At 36.8% G+C, this 17,422-nt stretch carries 18 protein-coding genes; 8 read left to right on the top strand and 10 right to left on the bottom strand.

Translation table 11 applies throughout. From position 1 onward, the window contains the following. Window positions 1–336, bottom strand: a 336-nt coding sequence (locus RLO81_RS05800) for an ABC transporter permease (RefSeq protein ID WP_502880434.1), incomplete at its 3' end; no start/stop codon positions are given. A gap of 3 nt (window positions 337–339) precedes the next feature. Beyond that, on the bottom strand, window positions 340–696 hold the full coding sequence (locus RLO81_RS05795) for a DUF6249 domain-containing protein (protein WP_350108547.1): 357 nt from the start codon (window positions 694–696) through the stop codon (window positions 340–342). 149 nt (window positions 697–845) lie between these two features. Here RLO81_RS05795 and RLO81_RS05790 point away from each other — a divergent pair, with 149 nt between their 5' ends. Next, window positions 846–1,391: an RNA polymerase sigma factor gene (locus RLO81_RS05790; protein ID WP_350108544.1), complete on the top strand. Its 546-nt coding sequence runs from the start codon at window positions 846–848 to the stop codon at window positions 1,389–1,391. Then, a complete protein-coding gene (locus tag RLO81_RS05785; protein WP_350108541.1) occupies window positions 1,388–1,756 on the top strand; it encodes a hypothetical protein in 369 nt (122 codons plus the stop codon). Before RLO81_RS05790 ends, RLO81_RS05785 begins: the two co-directional genes overlap by 4 nt. Here the strand turns inward: RLO81_RS05785 and RLO81_RS05780 are convergent. Further along, window positions 1,753–2,964 carry an MFS transporter gene (locus tag RLO81_RS05780; RefSeq protein ID WP_350108538.1) on the bottom strand — a complete coding sequence of 404 codons (1,212 nt, stop codon included), beginning with the start codon at window positions 2,962–2,964 and terminating at the stop codon, window positions 1,753–1,755. The genes RLO81_RS05785 and RLO81_RS05780 overlap by 4 nt on opposite strands. Before the next feature lie 89 nt (window positions 2,965–3,053). Then, the gene (locus RLO81_RS05775; protein WP_350108536.1) at window positions 3,054–3,494 is read right to left on the bottom strand and encodes a 3-oxoacyl-ACP synthase; all 441 of its coding nucleotides are present in this window, start codon (window positions 3,492–3,494) and stop codon (window positions 3,054–3,056) included. 108 nt (window positions 3,495–3,602) lie between these two features. On the opposite strand from RLO81_RS05775, the gene RLO81_RS05770 reads away from it, so the two are divergent. Continuing rightward, window positions 3,603–4,457 carry a universal stress protein gene (locus RLO81_RS05770; RefSeq protein ID WP_350108533.1) on the top strand — a complete coding sequence of 285 codons (855 nt, stop codon included), beginning with the start codon at window positions 3,603–3,605 and terminating at the stop codon, window positions 4,455–4,457. Here the strand turns inward: RLO81_RS05770 and RLO81_RS05765 are convergent, their stop codons facing one another. From RLO81_RS05765 to rpsF, 5 genes are all read right to left on the bottom strand, one after another. Continuing rightward, window positions 4,458–6,125, bottom strand: coding sequence for an alpha-amylase family glycosyl hydrolase (locus tag RLO81_RS05765; protein ID WP_350108530.1), 1,668 nt, complete (start codon window positions 6,123–6,125; stop codon window positions 4,458–4,460). 193 nt (window positions 6,126–6,318) lie between these two features. Continuing rightward, complete coding sequence (locus tag RLO81_RS05760) at window positions 6,319–8,145, bottom strand: DUF885 domain-containing protein (RefSeq protein ID WP_350108527.1); 1,827 nt, start codon at window positions 8,143–8,145, stop codon at window positions 6,319–6,321. A gap of 119 nt (window positions 8,146–8,264) precedes the next feature. Continuing rightward, complete coding sequence (gene rplI / locus RLO81_RS05755) at window positions 8,265–8,705, bottom strand: 50S ribosomal protein L9 (RefSeq protein ID WP_350108524.1); 441 nt, start codon at window positions 8,703–8,705, stop codon at window positions 8,265–8,267. 10 nt (window positions 8,706–8,715) lie between these two features. Continuing rightward, entirely contained in the window at window positions 8,716–8,967 is a 252-nt protein-coding gene (gene rpsR, locus RLO81_RS05750; RefSeq protein WP_205721634.1) for a 30S ribosomal protein S18, read from the bottom strand. After that, complete coding sequence (gene rpsF / locus RLO81_RS05745) at window positions 8,964–9,335, bottom strand: 30S ribosomal protein S6 (protein WP_350108521.1); 372 nt, start codon at window positions 9,333–9,335, stop codon at window positions 8,964–8,966. The genes rpsR and rpsF overlap by 4 nt, the downstream gene beginning before the upstream one ends. Window positions 9,336–9,449: 114 nt before the next feature. Here rpsF and RLO81_RS05740 point away from each other — a divergent pair, with 114 nt between their 5' ends. Then, the gene (locus tag RLO81_RS05740) at window positions 9,450–10,217 is read left to right on the top strand and encodes a DUF547 domain-containing protein (RefSeq protein WP_350108518.1); all 768 of its coding nucleotides are present in this window, start codon (window positions 9,450–9,452) and stop codon (window positions 10,215–10,217) included. Between the two features lie 8 nt (window positions 10,218–10,225). Here RLO81_RS05740 and RLO81_RS05735 read toward each other — a convergent pair whose 3' ends face one another. Continuing rightward, on the bottom strand, window positions 10,226–11,164 hold the full coding sequence (locus tag RLO81_RS05735) for a DUF8428 domain-containing protein (RefSeq protein WP_350108515.1): 939 nt from the start codon (window positions 11,162–11,164) through the stop codon (window positions 10,226–10,228). 85 nt (window positions 11,165–11,249) lie between these two features. Between RLO81_RS05735 and RLO81_RS05730 the strand changes: the two genes are divergently transcribed. The 4 genes from RLO81_RS05730 to RLO81_RS05715 form a co-directional block, all read left to right on the top strand. Then, window positions 11,250–11,837 carry a methyltransferase domain-containing protein gene (locus tag RLO81_RS05730; protein WP_350108513.1) on the top strand — a complete coding sequence of 196 codons (588 nt, stop codon included), beginning with the start codon at window positions 11,250–11,252 and terminating at the stop codon, window positions 11,835–11,837. A 109-nt stretch (window positions 11,838–11,946) separates the two neighbouring features. Further along, complete coding sequence (locus RLO81_RS05725) at window positions 11,947–13,887, top strand: hypothetical protein (RefSeq protein ID WP_350108510.1); 1,941 nt, start codon at window positions 11,947–11,949, stop codon at window positions 13,885–13,887. Window positions 13,888–14,145: 258 nt separating this feature from the next. Then, window positions 14,146–15,393, top strand: a complete 1,248-nt coding sequence (locus RLO81_RS05720; RefSeq protein ID WP_350108507.1) for a cytochrome c3 family protein — start codon at window positions 14,146–14,148, stop codon at window positions 15,391–15,393. Between the two features lie 35 nt (window positions 15,394–15,428). Beyond that, on the top strand, window positions 15,429–17,422 hold a 1,994-nt coding region (locus tag RLO81_RS05715), incomplete at its 3' end, for a TAT-variant-translocated molybdopterin oxidoreductase (protein ID WP_350108504.1).

Raw genomic sequence — 17,422 nt, 5'->3', positions numbered from 1 at the left:
GTCATTTTCTATTCCTACCCAATCATTACCAAATCCTCTTCTTATTTTGCAGTAATTCTTAATGCCCGAGTAGTTTTCAATCAGCTCGTTGCCAAGTGGTATGGGTGTGGTTGCCAGCACGTTAAAAGGGCCTGGCTCATGCAAACGCTGCATATTAATACGATAAATATTATTGGCGTTTTTATTATATCTATCCATACTCATCTGATCGCCCACCAGCATAATAATGATGAGGCACACAGCCATGCTTAGCGATAAGCCAAAAACATTGATGGCTGAAAAAGCTTTGTTTTTGACAAAGCTTCTTAATGCAGTTTTGAAATAATTTCTGATCATGTCCTACTTATTTATTTCGTCAGACATTCTTCTGGCTAGTACGAAATAAACTAAAAAGCCCAGCGACACAGAAATTGCAAAAATTCCAAATGGCAGTGTAGATTCATCTTTAAAGCTCACGCCATCAATAATTACTAAACCAATGCCGGCAGACAAGATTAACAGTCCCCACTTTAATGAACTGAGTTTATTGGCATTACTGTGTTTTTTAAGTAGCACATCATTTTCTGGATTTACATATCCCTTCTCAACCATCTTCTTTCTAAGAAAGTAGTCAGTTAATGTTTTAGTAAAAAATACTGCACCAACACTCATGCTTCCTAAGACGGCTATTGGCATTAAAACTTCATAAATATTCATATCCTTGCGTTTTTCGTTAAATCTGATCGTAAGACATGTATGCCTCATCCGAATGTTGCAGCTAAGAGTAAAATTTTTTAAAATCTTTTGTTAACTTATTTTCGGAACCAAGTGCAACATTGGAGATTATATTACAGTCTCACCTCTGAATGAATGATCAGGATTTAGTTCGGCAAGTACTTAATGGTAATACCAAAGCATTTGAGTATTTGGTGGATAGTCATAAAACGTTAGTTGCACACATGGTGGGCAGGGTTATTCAGAGCCAGGAAGATCATGAAGAAGTATGTCAGGATGTTTTTTTGAGAGTTTACAACCGATTAGATGAATTTAACTTTCAATCAAAATTATCAACCTGGATTGCAACAATTGCTTTTAGAATGAGCATTGACTTTGTAAAGAAGAAAAAGAGATATGTTGATCTGAACGAATCCAAAATTGATGATGAGTCTGTGGCATCAGTGGAAGAGGAGACAATTAGATTAGATTCAAAGGAGTATTTAAATAAGATTATTGATGTGCTTCCAGTACATTTCAGAACTGTAATTACGCTTTATCATTTACAGGAAATGACATATCCTGAAATAGTAGAGGTTACAGGGTTACCTGAAGGTACTATTAAAAGCCATTTATTCAGGGCTAGAAAATTATTAAAAGAAAAATTGGAGCAGTTTTTAAAAAAGGAGGAATTATGACTGAGCAAGAACTTCAGGAATTAATTGATGCAGGCCTTATCGATAAGGAAAAAGATAAAGAATTGTATGAACATCTTTACAAGGATCTTAGCAGTGAAGCAAAGGACTACAAAGTCTCGTCATATTTCATTAAAAACCTGTCAGATGAATTAGAGAAGGCCAAGAAACAATCGAGACGAGAAATGTTGATTCTTTATTCCGTAGTTGGATTTATGGGGTTGGTAGCACTTATTCTGTTTATGGTTTTAGCTAAACCGAGCATAAATTCAGGTGCAAGTAGTTGGTTTGTGTATACTCTTATTTTCGGTGCGCTCTACTGGGTATTCAGAACAATTGAAAAAAAGTATGTAACAAAAGAAGGTTAAGCCCCTTTTTCAGCTTTTAATTGCCTTGCAACAAAAAGGGCTATAATGCTAAAGAATACAGCTACATAACCTACGTTCTCATAGCCAATAAGCGCCTTGGCACCTTCTGTAACCGTTGAAGGTGTTTCAGTTATTAAGGCTCCTGCTAAAAGTGCTGCTACCCCAGAAGAAATTTGCTGCACGCTAGAACGTAAACTCATAAAACTCCCTCTATTTTCAGGTTTTATTACGGATGTTACCATTGTAGTAGAAGGCACCATCCGCCCATTGGCCATTATAAAAAATATGCCTGTCACAATTAGTGCCTGCCACAGGGGTACTGGGTTGAGATGTGTGATAATTAGGACAGGTATAAGTACAAGAATCCCAAAAATGGTGAATGTTTTTAATCTTCCATTTTTATCTGCAAATCGCCCAACCATAGGAGAGGAGAATATGGTTAGTCCACCACCCACCAGGTAAATGTATGTAAGTTCTTGTTCTGTAAAACCTACATTTCCTACCATATAAGGTGCAATAAATGGGATTACTGTAAAATGCCCCAGCATAAGTATGGAGGTGAAGAGTAAACCCATCAGTGGGTTTCTTTTCCCTAATACTTTTCTAATGATTTCCAGAGGGTTTTGTTTTGAGTGCTCACCTTCCAAATGTTCCGACATTCTTGGGACGTAATAAAGTATAAATCCAGTAACTAATACGCTAAATGAACCCAAAAATAGAAATGGCGCGTGCCAACTAAAAAGCGTTGCCAAATATAGGCCAAAAGGAACACCAAATACAGAAGCTACTGAGAATGAAGCCATCACAAAGCCGATGCCAGCTGCTCTTCTTTCTAAAGGGATTGCATCACTTACAATGGAAAGAATTAATGCACCTAATACTCCACCAAAAGCACCAGCTATTGACCTGGTAATCAACAGTACTTCATAAGTAGGAGCAAATGCACACGCCAGTGTACCAATCGCAAATCCAGTGTAAACAAAAATTAAGAATACTTTTCTATCAAACCGGTCAATGATAAAAGCGGCTAGAAATCCTGAACCTCCGGCAGCAAATGTATAGGAAGAAACCAGAAAACTAAACTGCTGTGGAGTGATATCGAAAAGCCGCATTAATTGTGGGCCCAGTGGCATCATGATCATAAAGTCCATGATGTGAGAGAATAAAGCTGATGCTAAGACTAATAAAAGGATTCTTTCTTTTGTCATTAATAGGCCGTGAAGATAGGCCTTTTATATACATTAATGTTTGGCCATTAATAAAAAGAATCTATCCATTCATTCATTAATCCTATATGCTACTTGACCCACAAGATGGTGTAAGTTCTTCCGTTTACCATAACACTCGTGCCGGCTGACTTTCCAAACAATTCTTTACCTATGGGTGAATTAGATGCAATAGCAAATACAGAATCACTTTCTAAATCTATTTTTCCTAGCCCAACACTCATATAAAATTTACCATGGTCTGTATTAATCAGCGATCCGTTCTGTATCGTTGTAGTATCTTCTGTTGATAATGCATGCAACGTTTCAAGCTGATTGCTAAGCTCACTGTACCTAGTCATCAAATTTTCCTGCTCAAGATGTACCATGGCCCTGCCGGTTTCATATTTATCGCCCATGGCACTTTTTGAATCATCATTGGCTGACTCCTGCAGGTCTTTTAACTGATTCTTTAAATCTGCAAGCTTTATTGCTACTGCTTGTTTACAAGCAGCTAATACTCGTTTCTTCATTGCTAAAAATTCGCTGCAAATGTAAATACTCTAAACATTATTTAGTGATATTGTTATGTTTTACTTTTCAATTTTGGTAACTTTTAAACATCAATAAAACGAAATAGTATGCAAAAAATATTAGTCCCTACTGATTTTTCTGAGTTGTCTGAAAGTGCACTTAAATTAGCTGTAGATATTGGAAGACGAGCTGATGCCGAAGTGTATTTAGTAAACTTCCTAGATCACCCATTTGGATCATCATTTTCTTCCACTGGAGAAGTAAATACGGGCGGGTCTGAGGGCGATCTTTTCACATTAAAGTTGGCCAGAAAAAACCATCAGCGATTGGCTGAAATAGCTTCGAGACATGGGATTTCTGTGAAAGTACATTACCAGGTTTATGGCGAAGAATTTGAAGATGGTTTTAAGAAGTATATTCGGGAACAAGCCATTGATTTAGCCGTTATTGCTACATCTGGAGAAGAAAGTGCGAATGAGTTTTTTAGTGGGAACCATACAGAACAAATGATCGTAGGCGCTTCTTGCCCCGTGATTTCTGTGAAAGGAGACTATAAGGATAACGACTTTAAGAAGATTGTAGTAGGCATAGATTTGGAACATGACGATGAGGATAATTTTCTTCAGGCAGCGAATTTCTTAAATACTTTCTCTAAAAGTGTATCTGGTCATTTACACTTGGTACATGTAGCTGACCTTGATAGTGACAAGGTAGCGGCTGAGTCTAAAGTTAAAAAGTTTATTGATAAGTATAAGTTTGAGAACTATACATTGAAAGTGACACAAAATGACGATAAAGAACAAGGATTAATCGCATATTGTTTTGCTGCTCGCGCTTCAATGTTAGCATTACTTACGCATGCCTCAGGAGGATTCTTAAGAATGTTTACTGAAAGCACAACCGAAGAATTAAGCAAAAGGGCCAGCATACCTGTGATGGCCATAAACCTTCACAATATCTAATTAAAGCTGTAATAAAACAGTAGTATAATCTGAGGCAATGGTAACAGCACCGTCTGTTACCGTTGCTTTTTTATTGGAATAGTAATCGGTAATTTCTTGTCCGTTTTCAAAAACATCGCCAACAGCTATCGTTTTTTTGCCTGCCTGCACATCAAGCGCTATTACTACTTTATCAGAACTTAATTTCCTTGAAAAAATATAAGGCAGTTTGTTAATCATTGAATGCGTACCTCGACTAATTGCTGGATGCATTTGCCTAAACCTGCCCAGCTTTTGCCAGTGCGCATAAACTTCAGCAGTTTTTTTATTCTTTAAGTCTTCCCAGTTCATAAAAGATCGTAAGGTAGCATCTCCATTAGCTCCTTCAATCACCAGCGATCTTGCGGTTTCATCGCCATAATAGATCTGGGCACCCCCTGGGGTTAGAAGTAATTTATTGGCCGATTCAAATGGTTTGGATCGGGTAGGGTCAAAGGGGCCACCGTCATCATGAGAAGCAATGTAATTATAAACACCGACACCTTCCATTTCTGGGGAGCTTAGCAGGCTATCGTATTTATTGAATATGAATTCATAGCCATTGTTTTTGCAATCTTGCACAAACTCAAAGTTGATGAGGCTGGAAAAACCATTTTCAAAATAATTCACCACACTATCACCAAAATTGAATTTCTGCTTACCTGAAATACCATAATTATAAACCTCGCCCAGCATAAAAAATTCCTCATCTCCTAGAGCAGAATTCTTATTTCTGTTTTTCCAGTCCTCGTAAGCATCTTTAGCAAGTTCAGCTAGTTCATTAAATACATCTTCTTCCACATGCTTAACAGTATCTACTCTAAAACCATCAATACCCAAATCTTTGATTAAATCCACTAGCCATTTCATTATATAATATTGCGGGTATCTCGGATAACCGGTTTGAGCAAAGAAATCGTCAAGTTCTTTCACTTCAATGTCATAGCGCCCCTCTTTTTTCCATTTTTCGACTAATTGAGGAGGAAGATCCACTTCTTCTTCAGAATTAGTAAGTACATCAGGCAGATTTCTAACCAACGTACAGCTTACAGTAGTCTCATAATCTTGATAAGTGCATTGAGGTGAAGTTCTTACCCAATTAGCAGGCCAGACTGAATCCTTATCAGTTACTGGGCCTGTGTGGTTGATGATAACATCCATAACCACACGAATGCCTTTATTGTGCGCGGCAGAAACCAACGATTTCAAATCGTCCATTGTTCCAAAATTTGGATCTACTGCCGACCAATCCTTTGGCCAGTAACCGTGGAACCCATAAGTAACACCTGACCCTTCATTCACATAACCATGTATCTGCTCGAAAATAGGGGTGAACCAAATGGCATCAACACCAAGATCGTTAAAATAGCCGGCATTAATTTTTTCCGTGATTCCTTTAATATCTCCACCCATGAAGTTTCTCAGAAGGGCAGTCTTCTCCGTTCTCCCAAAATTCACGTCATTGGTGCTATCGCCATTGTTAAACCTATCCGTAAGCAAGAAATAAATGGAGGCTGTATTCCAATCAAAATCGGATGTCTCAGCCTCAATTTTTGATTGCTCGGCATTTTCCTGAATTTGTTTTGAATCTTTACAACTCATCGTAATACAAAAAGTTGTAAATATCATCAGCGCTAATGGTTTTTTCATTTTGTAACTTATATGTGTTAGATACACAAAATACATTCTTTATCTATTTATTTAGTGAAGATATAGTCATGTAAATTAAGTGTTTTTACTTATTTAATATCAATGAATGAGAAGTCATTTAAAGATAAATTGGGTGATTAGCACCCTTTTAGCAGGAATGAAAAAGGCCTGCTTTGAAACAGGCCTTTAGTTTTTATTGCTTGGATTCTATCCAATCGTTTACGAGCATTTCTAATGTATTCAGTGGTATTGCTCCACTTGTTAGAACTACCTCATGAAATTCTTTCAAATCAAATTTATCGCCCAGCGATTCCATGGCTTTAGAACGTAATTCTAATATTTTAAGCATGCCTATTTTATATGCCGTTGCCTGCGAAGGCATAACTATGTGTCTTTCAACCATTCTAACGCATTCACGTTTGCTTCCTGAAGTGTTGGTCATATAGTATTCAATACCCTCTTCTCTGGTCCATTTTTTAAGATGGATTCCAGTATCAACAACTAATCGGCAAGCTCTCCATATTTCCATGGCTAATCTGCCAAAATCTGAATAAGGATTGGCGTATAGTCCCATTTCTTTAGGAATAAACTCACTGTAAAGTCCCCAACCTTCAACGTATGCAGTATAACCACCAAATTTTCTGAATTTAGGTATGCCTGTAAGTTCTTGGGCTATACTACGGTCCATATGGTGACCGGGTATTCCTTCATGGTAGGCGAGGGCTTCCATTTCATATTTAGGCATATTTTTGGTGTTTGCCAGATTGGCATAGTAAGTTCCGGGTCTCGATCCATCGGGTGCCGGAGCCTGATAAAATGCTTTACCAGCAGAATTTTCCCTGAATTTTTCTACACGCTTAACCTTTATTCTTGCTTTCGGTTTGGTAATGAATAACTCATCTAACCTGCTTTCCATATTGTCAATAATAGCCTTGGCACTATCTAAATATTGCTCCTTTCCTTCATCTGTATTAGGGTAGTAGAACATAGGTTCTTCTCTCATAAATGTGAAAAAGGCCTGGAGGTCTCCTTCGAAATTTACCTTTTTCATTATTTTTCGCATTTCGCCATGAATTCTGGCTACCTCATCAAGGCCAATTTGATGTATTTCTTCAGCGGTAAGATCTGTTGTGGTTGTTCTCTGCAGAGCTATGTCATAGTACTCTTTGCCATCAGGGAATTTCCATGCGCCATCTTCCGTAGTCGCTCTTGTTTGTTGGTCATCCAAAAAGGCAATTAACTTTTCGTAGCCCGATTTTACAGAGTTGCTTAAAGCTGTTTTTGCTTCTTCAATCAGATTGTTTTTTACGCTTTCATCAAGTTCAAGTGCATTTACCTTTTTTGTAAAATCAGCAAGAATGGTACTTGACTCACCTTTTTCGAATGGGGCACCTTTAAGAATATTTTTAGAGTCTTCTATCACATAAGGAAAGACAAACTTTGGAGGTACTATTCCTTTTTCTTCTCTTGTTTTCAGTCCAGTTATGAGCTGATCAAACAATTGAGACACTTCATTAAGTCTTGATATATAGGCTGCAGCATCACTGGAATCAGAAACCTGGTGGATATTGATTAAAAATGATGGTACTTGTGAGTGCATACCAAACATTTGATTTACAGGGTAGTTATGAAACCTCCATTTAAAATCAGCTATTTCATTTTCCGCATTTTCCTTAAATAGCTGATAGCTTATTTTGGCTTGCTTGTCTAATGCGTCAGGGTTGATAGAGTCAAGCAAATATTGAAGTTGACTTTTGGTAATTTCCAAATCTTCCTGAGCATGCGCATCTGACAAATCATCCCATTTACCATAGTCAGTTTTTATACCCAGATAACTTTGCTGCATAGGAGATCTATCCAATGCAGTTTGAAATGCTTTTTCAAAGAAATCATTGGCCTTGGCTGTTTCCTGCTTAATTTCTTCCTCGCTATATGTTTTCTCTTCTGTTTCAGCACCTGGGTTACAGGCCTGTATAATTATTAAAAACAAGACGATATATAATAAATACTTGATTCTCATAAATGTTGGGTTTGTTTAGGCCGTTGAAGCTAGTCAATCACTCTTGAATAGGCAAATAAGGATATAAAAAAAGCCCTGATTTAATCTTAAATCAGGGCTTTTTTGAATTTATAAAAATATTATTCAGCTACTACTTTAATAGAAATTTCATGCTGAACATCTCTGTGTAAATCTATCATTGCTTTATAGTCACCTATTTGCTTAATAGGGTTGAATGATATTTTCTTTCTGTCAATATCAAAACCTTTGTTTTTCAAACCTTCAGCTACCTGAATGGTAGTGATGGCACCAAAGATTTTACCGCTTTCTCCAGCTTTAGTTCCGATTTCCAAAGTAAGATCGCCCATTTTATTAGCGATTTCTTCAGCATCTTTTTTCAACTTTTCAGCTTTGTGTGCAGCTTGTTTGATATTCTCTTCTACTACTTTTTTATTTGCATCATTAGCAATGATAGCAAACCCCTGAGGTATCAAGTAGTTTCTTGCATATCCTGGCTTTACAGTTACTGTATCATTCTTATAGCCAAGACCTTGTATGTCGTCTTTTAATATTACTTCCATAATTCAGATCTTATTTAAGTGAATCAGTAACGTAAGGCAATAATGCCAAGTGTCTTGCTCTTTTTACTGCCTGAGAAACTTTCTTTTGGAATTTCAAGCTAGTACCCGTCAACCTTCTTGGTAAAATTTTACCTTGTTCATTAACAAACTTCAATAAGAAGTCAGGATCCTTGTAATCTATGTATTTAATGCCATTCTTTTTGAATCGGCAGTATTTCTTTCCTTGTTCGCCTCTGTTAATAGGCTCGTTCATTAATGTCATGCTACTGGCTCCTCCTTAGCTACTTTCTTTTTGTCTTTACGGAATGCTCCGTTTCTTCTTTTGTCATTGTACGCAACAGCGTGTTTGTCTAGAGATACTGTTAAGAATCTCATCACTGCTTCGTCTCTTCTGAACTCTGTCTCCAGTTTATCCACTGCTTCTGAGGCTGCCTCGAATTCGACCAGGTTATAAAAACCAGTAGACTTGTGCTGAATTGGGTAAGCCAATTTCTTCAAGCCCCACTGCTCTTCGTTGATCACTTTTGCACCTGCATCTTTGATCACCTGTACGAACTTCTTGACAGTATCCTTCATCTGCTCTTCAGATAAAACGGGATTTAAAATGAATACCGTCTCGTAATTGTTCATAATTGTATTAGTTTAAAAATTTGAGGTGCAAACTTAATCAAATTCTTTCTTTTATTAAAACTTGATTCTAACTCTTTGTTATATCTAATTGCAGATCGATACGTTATTAATAGTATGTATTTATTCAAATATCTCCAGATTATTACATTATTGATGATTAGTGTTGTTGGTTGCCATAGCCAGGATAGCCGGCAAGTAAGTATGGTGCCACCATCTCATCAGATTTTTGATCAGCTATTGCAGCGCTATGTAAAAGGCGATAGATTTGATTATCAGGGGCTAAAGGAGAACCAGTCAGAGTTCAAGAGCTATCTCAATTTATTGAGCAACAATGCACCCTCTGAAAATTGGACAGAAAATGAAAAAATTGCTTATTGGATTAATGTTTATAATGCGTTTACGCTGAAATTAATAATTGACAATTACCCCGTTGCAAGCATACAAGATTTACATCCAAAAATTTACCTACCTCTTTTAAATACGGTCTGGCATAAAAAATTCTTTAAAATAGGTGGGGTGGAGACTAGTTTGGATGAAGTTGAGCATAAAATCTTAAGAAAGCAATTTAATGAACCACGTATCCATTTTGCAATCAACTGCGCCTCAGTATCGTGCCCTCCATTAAGAAATGAAGCATTTGTAGCGGAAAAATTAAATGAACAATTGGAGGAACAGGCAGTAAAATTTATAAACAATACCCAAATGAATGTTATCACCCCAAATAACCCTAGAATATCCAAAATATTTAGTTGGTTTAAAGGAGATTTTAAACAAAATGGCAGCTTAATATCGTTCTTAAATAAGTATTCTGACACTCATATAAACGAAGATGCAGATGTAGATTTTCTGGAGTATGACTGGAACTTAAATGATATAAAGTAGATAAGTAATTACTTTATTTCAAATTTGCTGGAGCCCATTTTGTAATCGTCTGTATAAACCTCGAGGGTGTATAGCCCTTCTTCATATTCTGATCCTTTGGTATACTCAAAAGTCAAGCGCTGCTTAGAATTGTCAAATAAAATTTCCTGATTTGCAGTATAAAACTCCTCCTTATTATTGTACATAAATGTACCAGAGCCCTTAGATACATCAAAAATTACCTGACCTTTCTGATCCACAATTCTTATCAAAATGTCTTTGCCTTCTATTGGGGCTACGTTATTTTCAGCAATGTTAAAAGACACTTTAATTTTATCTACCTGCCGGCTTTTTGCAGGCATTTCGCGTTCCTTACCTCTCTGGTTAACAGCAAGAATCTGAAAGTTCTCTGCTTTTAACTGTGATGCAATTGCGACTTTAGATTCCAATTCCTCTTTAGACTCATTAATTTCCTTGATGGTTGAAGATAATACATTTTTCTCCGTTTTAAGGGAGGTATTTTCTGTAAGTAACTCTTTATTAAGATCCTTCAGTTTTACTATTTCTTCGTCTTTCAGCTTTAATAATTCCTGAAAACCTTCTACCTTATCCCTTAAATCTGCAATGGCTTGCCGGTCACGTTTTCTGGTTCTATTAAGTTCGGCTTCCACTTCGGCTTTAGCTTTCTGAAGTTCTTCCACATTACCACCCAACGCTTCTATTTCGGCAATTTTTTCATCAAGCTCAGCACTAATGTCAGTAAGCTTCTGCATAGTTGTGGCAAGCTCTTCTTCAGTGTTCAATAATTGGTTCTCCTGTTTCGTATTTTCTTGATGATCCAAATAAATTTTAATAGCCTGAGCTATCACAATAAGAGAAAGAATAATTACTATTATTCGGTTCTTGTTACTCTTTCTTTCGGGCAATTTATTCGATGGCTGACTTTGATTTGTATTTTGTTCTTCCATTTTCAGTTTCGTAATCGATACAAAAATATTGTTTATTAAAGACTATTCAATAGTTTAACAATCAATTGTATTTATTTAATGTTAAATGGCACGCACACACTTTGAAGAGGCTTATTGGTCTGACCGTTACCTAAACCAAAAAACACAATGGGATATAGGGTACATTTCTACACCATTGAAAGAATATTTTGATCAATTAACAGATAAAAATGTAAAGATACTTATTCCCGGCTGCGGTAATGCTTATGAAGCAGCCTACTTACACTCAAAAGGCTTTAATAATATTCATCTTATAGATATAAGTATAGTTCCTTTAGAAAAATTCAAATATAATAACCCAAGTTTCCCTGTTAAAAATATTCATCATGGCGATTTCTTTGAATTGGCCAGTAAGTTTGATTTAATAATTGAGCAGACCTTTTTTTGCGCATTGCATCCATCAGAAAGAATCAAATATGCAATGAAAGTAAAGAAGCTACTATCTTTGAAGGGAAAGCTTGTAGGAATATTATTTAATGACACCCTAAATGTTGATCACCCACCGTTTGGTGGCACGAGGCACGAGTATCTAACACTATTTCGAAAGTATTTCAAAAATGTCTCAATCGAACCTTGCTATAACTCTATAAAGCCAAGAGATGGAAGAGAGTTGTTTATAAGAATTAGTGATTAAAATCGTTGGATATTGAAACTTCAATTTTGGCAATATTCTTATCATGCTCATCTCAATTAAAAAATGTCATAGAAGTATATTATGTGTAACCAGTCATTAAAAGTCAGGATTGCGTAGATCATTAGTCATACTGTTCATATCGCTTATGAGCGTTGTTGTTTATGCGCAACGTAAGAATAAGAGTTTGGGTACTGATAGTATTCACGTGAAAGGGAAGTCATTTCTGGTTCTGTCTGACACATCTATCTATGTAAAAAGGGATACCATATTATATCTGCCTGATTCAGTTGTTGCCAGGCTTAAAAAAGACAGGGAGGGTAGAACCACAGAATTCTATCAGAAGCTGAAAGAGAAATTATCAAAGAGAAAAATAACCAAAGAACTGTACGATCTGCTCTTTAATGATACATCTAAACCCAAGTCAGCAATAAAAAACGTTGATGGCCCCACCGATGATTTTGAATTATATAATGGCAGGATCATTAATAAAATAATTATCAAAAGGTTAGATCCATTTGGTACTAAAGTAACTGATACAACACAACTGGCAACAGATACCTTCTCCAAGCTTGGCAATAGAACACATGCTACAACGAGAGAATGGGTTGTAAAAAACAACCTGTTAATAAAGGAAGGAGATGAAGTAGATGAAGAAATTCTTAGGGATGCTGAACGTATTTTGCGAAGGCTGCCATTTTTAAGAGATGCCAGGGTGTATATTTTACCAATCAAAGGCACGTTTGAGGTAGATATTCTTGTCATCACCAAAGACGTTTGGAACATTTCAGGTTCAGCTTCTTACAGTGATCCTGAAAATTTTGAATTCAGCCTGACAGATAAGAATTTTATGGGGTTTGGCTACGAATTCGAAAATGAATTTCCTTATTCAACGTTAGGAAAGCCTAATTTAGGATACCTTGGAACCTATAGAGCAAATAATATAAAAGGAACCTTTATTGTAGGTGAATTAACTTTGGCCAGGTCTTTCAATTTTGATAGAAGAGGCATTGAGCTTTTTAGAAACTTTATAACACCTGAAACAAAACATGCCGGTGGAATTGAAATAGCGCAAGAACGCAGGCTTATTGCCAGAGTATTTGCTGACACTACCATCACATTTAATACGCGACTTAGTTTTCAGGATTACTGGTATGGTCGCTCTTTTTTAATTGATGAAGATGATGATGGAAGCAGAACTAACTTTCAGTTGGCTGGTGCGTACGTTGTGAATGATTTTATTGAACGACCTATTGCCACTCAAGATACTAATCAGGTTTTTTTAGATAGCCATACCAGGTTATTATCTATTGGTATTGCAAAAAGAAGATTCGATAGAAGTAGTCTGATTTTAGGCTTTGGACGAACAGAGGATATACCCCTCGGCTATCTTGCGGAGCTAACAGTAGGCAGGGAAAACAATACATTTACAAACAGAACATATTTTGGGTCTCAATTAGCCTATGGAGAGTACTTTGATCGAGTAGGCTTTATAAGACCAAGTATCACATTCGGCAGCTTCTTTGAAAACAAAGATTTTGAGCAGGGTGTTCTTAAAGTACAAATAGACTACTTCAGTTTTCTATACCGCATACGCAGAACCAACTTAAGGCAGTTTATTAGCTTTAAATATACTAAAGGCATTAATCGGTTCAATACAGAATTTATTGATATTAATGATGAAAGAGGAGTTCGAGGACTAGCAGATATTTCACTTAGAGGAACAGAAAAATTAACCTTTCAGGCAGAAACAGTGGCGTTTACGCCCATTTATTTTGCCGGTTTTAGAATGGCCATATTTGGATTTATTGATTTTGCATTTATTAACAACAAAACGGAAAGATTATTTGATAATACTATGTATCAAGGTTATGGGCTCGGTTTAAGGTTTAGAAATGAAAACCTAGCCTTTAACACATTTCAACTCCGTTTCGGGTGGTATCCTAATAGTCCAACAGGTGTAGCTGCTTATGACCTTGATTTCTCCGGTGCGCGAAATTTAGAGCTAAATGGCTTTCGGGTTAACAGACCTGAGGTCATTACATTTGAATAGCCGGCTTTTTTAATTGGAAAAAAGTAAAAAAAGAGCCCATCTACTATTTATAAATATTCTAAATTAGAGATAAGAATAGCATTTTTGGCGTAAAAAAAGCTATTTTAAAAAATCACTACGAACTAGTATGGCGTTTTGTTTCACCTGTGAAAAAATGGGGTTCATAATATGTTTGAAATATAATATTCCATTATTAGATTTGTGCCGAGTTAAAGGTAATGTAAGGTTGCATTACTTGATTTAAAACTATTCAATAGCATGACGCACAATAAATTGTTTACACGCGTTTTAATTCTTCTTACTCTTTCACTACCCCTATTATTTATTGGATCTAGCTCATATGGGCAAGATGAAATACCAACTGAACCTGAAAGAATCAGTGAGGGGCAATCATTGTTCAATGGAAATTGTAAGACGTGTCATAAAGTACACGAAAAACTGGTTGGCCCGGCATTGAAAGATGTGTACGATAGAGCTCCTTCAATCGACTGGATTGTGAATTTCGTTCAAAACTCATCAAAAGTTATCGCAAGCGGTGATGAATATGCTAATGCGCTTTATGAAGAATACAACAAAACTCAAATGACTGCTTTCCCTTCTTTTTCAAGGGATCAGATAATGTCAATATTAGCGTATATCAAAGACGAAACAGAGAAAGGCCCGGCTGTGGCAGCTGTTTCTACAGATGGTGCTACCGCAACGGGTGGAGGTGAAGGTTCTGGCGTTCCTACATCTTATATCAATGCAATCATGGTAGGATTAATCATCGTATTAGTTCTGATTTTAGTTGTTCTAATACTCATCACCACTATTCTTCAAAAATATTTAAACCAAAAAGATGATCTTGATGAGGATGACAAGGCCATCGTTAATCCTACTTTTAGCTTTGATGGATTAATAAAAAGTAAGCCGTTCATCTTTATTGTTATTTTCTTATTTGCCGCAATTTCATTTAAAGTGGTAATTAATAATTTGTATGCAGTAGGTGTTCAAAAAGGCTATGCCCCTAAGCAACCAATTGCTTTCTCTCACAAACTTCACGCAGGTCAATATGAAATTGACTGTAATTACTGCCACACAGGTGTAAGAATAAGTAAAAGTGCTAACATTCCTTCTCCAAATATCTGTATGAATTGTCATAGTGCGATCAAAACCGAGTCACCGGAAATTCAAAAGATATACGCAGCCATAGAAAATGATAAGCCTATCGAATGGGTTAGAATTCATAACTTACCGGATTTAGCGTATTTCAATCACGCACAGCACGTTCAGGTTGGAGGAATCGAATGTGAAACATGTCATGGTGAAATAAAAGAAATGGAAGTGGTACAGCAGGCTTCTTTATTAACAATGGGTTGGTGTATTGACTGTCATAGAAAAACCGATGTTAATACAAAAGGTAATGAATACTATGACAAGTTAGTTGAACTTCACGAGCAAGAAAGTAAAGAGGCATTGAAGGTAGAAGATATCGGAGGATTAGAGTGCTCTAAGTGCCATTACTAATTAATTAAAATTAAATATACATCGATATATAAAATATGATGAAGGATAATAAAAAGACATACTGGAAAGGAATTGAACAGTTATCTAACGATCCTGAGTTTGTAAAAAAAGCTGAGAGCGAATTCCCTGAATTTTTACCTACTGGTAACGGTGAAGGAGAAGGTAGCACAAGAAGGGATTTCCTTAAATTGATGGGGTTTGGTGTTGCAGCAGTATCCTTGGCGGCTTGTGAAGCCCCAGTAAGAAAGGCGATACCTTATGTAAACAAACCGATGGACGTAGATCCTGGCATTCCTAATTATTATGCTTCCACATATGCTTCTGGTGGAGACTACTGTAGCATCGTAGTCAAAACAAGAGAGGGTAGACCTATTAAAATCGAGGGTAACAAGCTTTCTAAAATAACACAAGGTGGAACAAGCGCACAAGTTGATGCATCGGTTCTCTCTCTTTACGATAATGAAAGATTGAGAGGTCCGAAAGCTGGCGATAAGAATATAGACTGGGAAACTCTTGATAAAGAAGTAATGACCAAGTTAGGTTCAATTGCTGCGCAAGGTGGGGCAATCCGAATAGTATCGAATACTGTTTTGAGTCCGACTACTAAAAAAGTAATTGCTGATTTCCAGGCAAAATATCCTACTACTGAGCATGTTGCTTACGATCCGATATCCTCGGAAGGTATGTTGATTGCCAATGAATCATCATTTGGTAAAAGAGCAATCCCTTCTTATGACTTCAGTAAGGCCGATGTAATAGTAAGTTTCACTGCTGATTTCTTAGGAACATGGATTTCTCCTATTGAATTCACGAAACAATATAGTAAGACAAGAAAATTGAATGATGGTAAAAAGACAATGTCTCGCCACTATCAGTTTGAGTCTAATTTATCATTAACGGGATCTAACGCTGATTACCGTACAATGATTAAGCCTTCAGATGAAGGAAAGGCAGTTGCTGCACTTTATAACGCTGTTGCTGCAAAAACTGGAGGTTCCTCAGTTTCTGGTGCTGGTAAATATCCAAACATTGATAAAGCTGCTGCTGATTTATTGAAAGCAAGAGGTAAGTCTATTGTTGTATCTGGCTCAAATAATGAGGGAGTTCAGACATTGGTTAACGGGATTAACAGTATGCTTTCCAACTATGGTACGACTATAAATCTTGATAAACACGCTAATTTCCGTCAGGGTAATGCGTCAGCTATGGATAAATTCATTACTGATGCAAAAGGCGGGCAGGTTGCAGCTGTAGTTTTCTACAATTGCAATCCGGTTTATAACCACTCAAGAGGTGGTGAGCTTAAGGCAGCCCTTGCTAAAGTTTCATTGAAAGTATCTACTTCTGATAGACCTGATGAAACAGCAGTGGCTTGTGATTATATAGCTCCTGATCATCATTATTTGGAATCATGGAATGACGCTGAGCCTAAAAAAGGTTCATATAGCTTAGCTCAGCCTACAATTACTCCAATATTTAAGACACGACAAGCGCAAGATTCATTTTTAACATGGGCTGGTGCAAATAAAGATTACTACACTTATTTAAGAGATACTTGGAGAAGCACAATGCCGGTAAGTGGCAGTTTCGACATGTATTGGGATAAAGCACTATACAATGGCGTAGTTGAAGTAGAATCTACTGAAGAGCAAACATTTGAATTTGCTGGCGATGTTAATTCTGCAGCTCGTTCAGCCACATCTATGAATTCAGCTGATCTCGAATTGGCTGTTTATACAAAAGTTGGAATTGGTGATGGAACACAGGCTAATAATCCTTGGTTGCAGGAAATGCCGGATCCAATTACTAAGGCTACATGGGATAACTATCTAACGGTTTCTCAGTCATGGGCAACGGCCAATGGAGTAAAAGCTTTTGAAGGTAAGGCTAACATGGTAAATCTTACTGCAGGAGGGAAAACTGTAAAACTTCCAGTTGTTATACAACCAGGCCAGGCACCGGGAACGGTTGGTCTTGCTTTAGGTTATGGCAGAACAAATGCTGGTAAAGTAGCTGATGGTAGAGGTGT

This window comes from Fulvivirga sp. (genome assembly GCF_040220315.1).
In the GTDB taxonomy this organism is placed as follows: domain Bacteria; phylum Bacteroidota; class Bacteroidia; order Cytophagales; family Cyclobacteriaceae; genus Fulvivirga.
The sequence above is the reverse complement of the archived record's forward strand: the minus strand, read 5'-3'. Positions and strand labels throughout refer to the sequence as shown.

Excerpts from the sequence above, each read along its gene's own strand:
- RLO81_RS05795 (WP_350108547.1), bottom strand. The coding sequence starts at position 696 with ATGAATATTTATGAAGTTTTAATGCCAATAGCCGTCTTAGGAAGCATG.
- RLO81_RS05790 (WP_350108544.1), top strand. The coding sequence starts at position 846 with ATGAATGATCAGGATTTAGTTCGGCAAGTACTTAATGGTAATACCAAA.
- RLO81_RS05785 (WP_350108541.1), top strand. The coding sequence starts at position 1,388 with ATGACTGAGCAAGAACTTCAGGAATTAATTGATGCAGGCCTTATCGAT.
- RLO81_RS05780 (WP_350108538.1), bottom strand. The coding sequence starts at position 2,964 with ATGACAAAAGAAAGAATCCTTTTATTAGTCTTAGCATCAGCTTTATTC.
- RLO81_RS05775 (WP_350108536.1), bottom strand. The coding sequence starts at position 3,494 with ATGAAGAAACGAGTATTAGCTGCTTGTAAACAAGCAGTAGCAATAAAG.
- RLO81_RS05770 (WP_350108533.1), top strand. The coding sequence starts at position 3,603 with ATGCAAAAAATATTAGTCCCTACTGATTTTTCTGAGTTGTCTGAAAGT.
- RLO81_RS05765 (WP_350108530.1), bottom strand. The coding sequence starts at position 6,125 with ATGAAAAAACCATTAGCGCTGATGATATTTACAACTTTTTGTATTACG.
- RLO81_RS05760 (WP_350108527.1), bottom strand. The coding sequence starts at position 8,145 with ATGAGAATCAAGTATTTATTATATATCGTCTTGTTTTTAATAATTATA.
- rplI (WP_350108524.1), bottom strand. The coding sequence starts at position 8,705 with ATGGAAGTAATATTAAAAGACGACATACAAGGTCTTGGCTATAAGAAT.
- rpsR (WP_205721634.1), bottom strand. The coding sequence starts at position 8,967 with ATGACATTAATGAACGAGCCTATTAACAGAGGCGAACAAGGAAAGAAA.
- rpsF (WP_350108521.1), bottom strand. The coding sequence starts at position 9,335 with ATGAACAATTACGAGACGGTATTCATTTTAAATCCCGTTTTATCTGAA.
- RLO81_RS05740 (WP_350108518.1), top strand. The coding sequence starts at position 9,450 with ATGTATTTATTCAAATATCTCCAGATTATTACATTATTGATGATTAGT.
- RLO81_RS05735 (WP_350108515.1), bottom strand. The coding sequence starts at position 11,164 with ATGGAAGAACAAAATACAAATCAAAGTCAGCCATCGAATAAATTGCCC.
- RLO81_RS05730 (WP_350108513.1), top strand. The coding sequence starts at position 11,250 with ATGGCACGCACACACTTTGAAGAGGCTTATTGGTCTGACCGTTACCTA.
- RLO81_RS05720 (WP_350108507.1), top strand. The coding sequence starts at position 14,146 with ATGACGCACAATAAATTGTTTACACGCGTTTTAATTCTTCTTACTCTT.